Below are 3,355 nucleotides of genomic sequence, written 5' to 3'. Positions count from 1 at the left end.
GGCGGGTGGTGTCGAGCAGCATCTGCTGCTCTTCGGTAAAGGTGAAATCCATCGTGTGCTCCTACAGGCCGAGGATCATCTGCGAGATGATGTTCTTTTGAATTTCGTTGGAACCGCCGTAAATCGACAGCTTGCGCATGTTCAGGTAGTTCGGTCCCAGCGGCACCGAATAGAACGGTCCGACCGGATCGCCCTGGTAGCCGGCGGCCATCGCGTCGCGGCGCAGTTGCAGCGCGTAGGGGCCGGCGACCTGAACCAGCAGTTCGGTGATCGCTTGCTGGATTTCGGTGCCCTTGATCTTCAGGATCGAGGCTTCGGGGCCGGGCGCGCGGCGTTCCGCTTCGGCGGCAAGCACGCGCAGGTTGGTGATTTCCAGTGCGGTGAGGTCGATCTCGACTTGCGCGATGCGCGATGCGAACAGCGGGTCCTTGATCAGCGGCTTGCCGTTCTTGGTTTCGATTGAGGCAAGGCGTTTCAGGCGTGCCAGTTCGCGCTTGGCGATGCCGATGCCGGCGATGTTGGTGCGCTCGTGGCCGAGTAGGAATTTGGCATAGGTCCAGCCGGCGTTTTCCTCGCCGACGAGGTTTTCGACGGGAACCTCGACGTTCTCCAGCCAGACTTCATTGACTTCATGCGCGCCGTCCATGGTGATGATTGGGCGCACGGTGACGCCGGGGCTGCGCATGTCGATCAGCAGGAAGGAAATGCCGCGCTGCGCCTTGGCTTCCGGATCGGTGCGCACCAGGCAGAAGATCCAGTCGGCGTATTGCGCCTGCGTGGTCCAGGTCTTCTGGCCGTTGACGATGTAGCGGTCGCCGTCGCGCACCGCGCGCGTCTTGACCGAGGCGAGGTCGGAGCCGGAGCCGGGTTCGGAATAGCCCTGGCACCACCATTCGTCGGCGGCAAGGATCTTCGGCAGGAAGCGGTCCTGCTGTTTCGGCGAGCCGTACTGCATGATCACCGGGGCCACCATCTTGAGGCCGAAGGGGATGGTGCGCGGCGCGCCGGCGGCGGCACATTCCTCTTCGAAGATGTATTGCTGCACGGTGGTCCAGCCGGTGCCGCCGAAGTCGGTCTTCCACGCCGGGCCGGCCCAGCCCTTGGCGTGCAGGATCTTTTGCCAGCGCACGTAGTCGCCGCGTTCGAGGACGAGGCCGTTGATGACCTTGTGCCGGATGTCGGCGGGGAGGGCGGTGGCGACGAAGTCGCGTACTTCCTGGCGGAAGGCGAGTTCCTGCGTGGTGAAGTTGAGGTCCATGAGGGTCTCTTGTGGTTGCCTGGTTTTATGTCTGCTAGCGTGGCGCCATTCAAAACGCCGCAATCCCCGTCTGCTCGCGCCCAAGGATCAGCGCATGGATATCGTGCGTCCCTTCATAGGTGTTCACCACCTCCAGGTTCACCATGTGCCGGATCACGCCGAATTCATCCGAGATCCCATTCCCGCCCAGCATGTCGCGTGCCATGCGTGCCACGTCGAGTGCCTTGCCGCAGGAATTGCGCTTCATGATCGATGTCACCGCGACGGCGGCCGTGCCTTCATCCTTCATGCGTCCTAGACGCAGGCAGCCTTGCAGGCCGAGCGTGATTTCCGTTTGCATGTCGGCCAGCTTTTTCTGGATCAGTTGGTTGGCCGCCAGCGGCTTGCCGAATTGCTTGCGGTCGAGCACGTATTGACGCGCGATATGCCAGCAGGACTCTGCTGCACCCAGTGCGCCCCAGGCGATGCCGTAGCGCGCTGAATTCAAGCAGGTAAACGGACCTTTCAGCCCGCGCACATCGGGGAAGGCATTCTCGTTCGGGCAGAACACTTCATCCATCACGATCTCGCCGGTAATCGACGCACGCAGGCCGACCTTGCCGTGGATGGCAGGCGCGGACAGGCCCTTCATGCCCTTGTCGAGGATAAAGCCGCGGATATCGCCATCGTCATCCTTCGCCCACACCACGAACACGTCAGCGATCGGCGAGTTGGAAATCCACATCTTGCTGCCGCTGATGAGGAAGCCGCCGGCCACCTTCTTCGCACGCGTGACCATCGAACCCGGATCGGATCCGTGGTTTGGTTCGGTCAGGCCAAAGCAGCCGATCCATTCACCCTTTGCCAGCTTCGGTAGGTATTTCTGCTTTTGCGCTTCGGTGCCGAATTCGAAAATCGGCACCATCACGAGCGACGATTGCACGCTCATCATCGAGCGGTAACCGGAATCGACACGCTCGACTTCGCGCGCGATCAGGCCGTAGCTGACGTAGTTCAGGCCGGGGCCGCCGTACTGCTCGGGAATGGTCGGGCCGAGCAGGCCGAGTTCGCCCATCTCGCGGAAGATGGCGGGATCGGTCTTCTCGTGGCGGAAGGCTTCGAGCACGCGCGGTTGCAGGCGTTCCTGGCAGTACGCGTTTGCCGCGTCGCGCACCATGCGCTCGTCTTCCGTCAACTGCTGGTCGAGCAGCAGCGGATCGTCCCAGTGGAATTGCGCCTTCTGTTTCATCTCGTCTCCGGTCTCATTGAATGCGTTCGATGACCACCGCCAGCCCCTGGCCGACGCCGATGCACAGGCTGACGACGGCATAGCGGCCGTTGCGCCGTGCGAGTTCGCGGCTGGCGGTCAGCGCGAGGCGGGCACCCGACGCGCCGAGCGGATGGCCCACGGCGATCGCGCCGCCATTCGGATTGACGCGCGTGTCCTTGAAGTCGACTTCCAGCAGCTTCAGGCAGCTGAGCACCTGGCTGGCGAAGGCTTCGTTGATCTCGATGATGTCCATGTCGGCGAGCGACAGATTGGCGCGGGCGAGGGCCTTGCGGATCGCCTGCACCGGACCGACGCCCATGATGCGCGGTTCGACGCCTGCCACCGCAGCCGAGACGATGCGCGCCATCGGCGCCTTGCCCGCCTTTTCGCCGGCTGCACGGCTGCCGATCAGCAGCGCGGCCGCGCCGTCGTTGATGCCGGATGCATTGCCGGCGGTGACCACGCCGCCTTCAAACAGCGGCTTGAGTTTTTCCAGCGTGAGGGCGGTGGTTTCGGGGCGCGGATGCTCATCCTTGTCGACCACGACCGGCGGCGTCTTGCGGCCGGTGGGTACGCTGATCGGATGGATCTCGCCGGCGAAGAAGCCATCCTGCACGGCCGCATGGAATTTCATTTGCGAAGCCAGCGCGAAGGTATCCGCCTGCTCGCGCGTGACGCCGAATTGCTTCGCAACGTTGTCGCCGGTTTCCGGCATCGTGTCGGCGCCGTACTCGGCGGTGACCTTCGGATTAGGGAAACGCGCGCCGATGGTGGAGTCGAAGATCTTCATGTCGCGCGAGAACGCCGATTCCGCCTTCGCCATCACGAAGGGTGCGCGGCTCATGCTT

Annotated in this window: 3 protein-coding genes; all 3 read right to left on the bottom strand. The window is 63.3% G+C overall.

The window, feature by feature from the left end; genetic code table 11:
- Positions 1 to 61: 61 nt before the first annotated feature.
- Positions 62 to 1,258: an acyl-CoA dehydrogenase family protein gene (locus tag AYR66_RS08165; protein ID WP_088707090.1), complete on the bottom strand. Its 1,197-nt coding sequence runs from the start codon at positions 1,256 to 1,258 to the stop codon at positions 62 to 64.
- Between the two features lie 49 nt (positions 1,259 to 1,307).
- Complete coding sequence (locus tag AYR66_RS08160) at positions 1,308 to 2,486, bottom strand: acyl-CoA dehydrogenase (RefSeq protein WP_088707089.1); 1,179 nt, start codon at positions 2,484 to 2,486, stop codon at positions 1,308 to 1,310.
- A 13-nt stretch (positions 2,487 to 2,499) separates the two neighbouring features.
- Positions 2,500 to 3,355 (bottom strand): acetyl-CoA C-acyltransferase (locus AYR66_RS08155; protein WP_088709686.1); only part of this gene is annotated, 856 nt, incomplete at its 5' end.

The sequence above is a fragment of the Noviherbaspirillum denitrificans genome (assembly GCF_002211445.1).
Taxonomy (GTDB): Bacteria; Pseudomonadota; Gammaproteobacteria; order Burkholderiales; family Burkholderiaceae_D; genus Noviherbaspirillum; species Noviherbaspirillum denitrificans.
Note: the sequence above shows the minus strand (reverse complement) of the source record. Positions and strands in the feature narration are given on the sequence as shown.

Coding starts and splice junctions, on each gene's coding strand:
- AYR66_RS08160 (WP_088707089.1), bottom strand. CDS start 2,486: ATGAAACAGAAGGCGCAATTCCACTGGGACGATCCGCTGCTGCTCGAC.
- AYR66_RS08165 (WP_088707090.1), bottom strand. CDS start 1,258: ATGGACCTCAACTTCACCACGCAGGAACTCGCCTTCCGCCAGGAAGTA.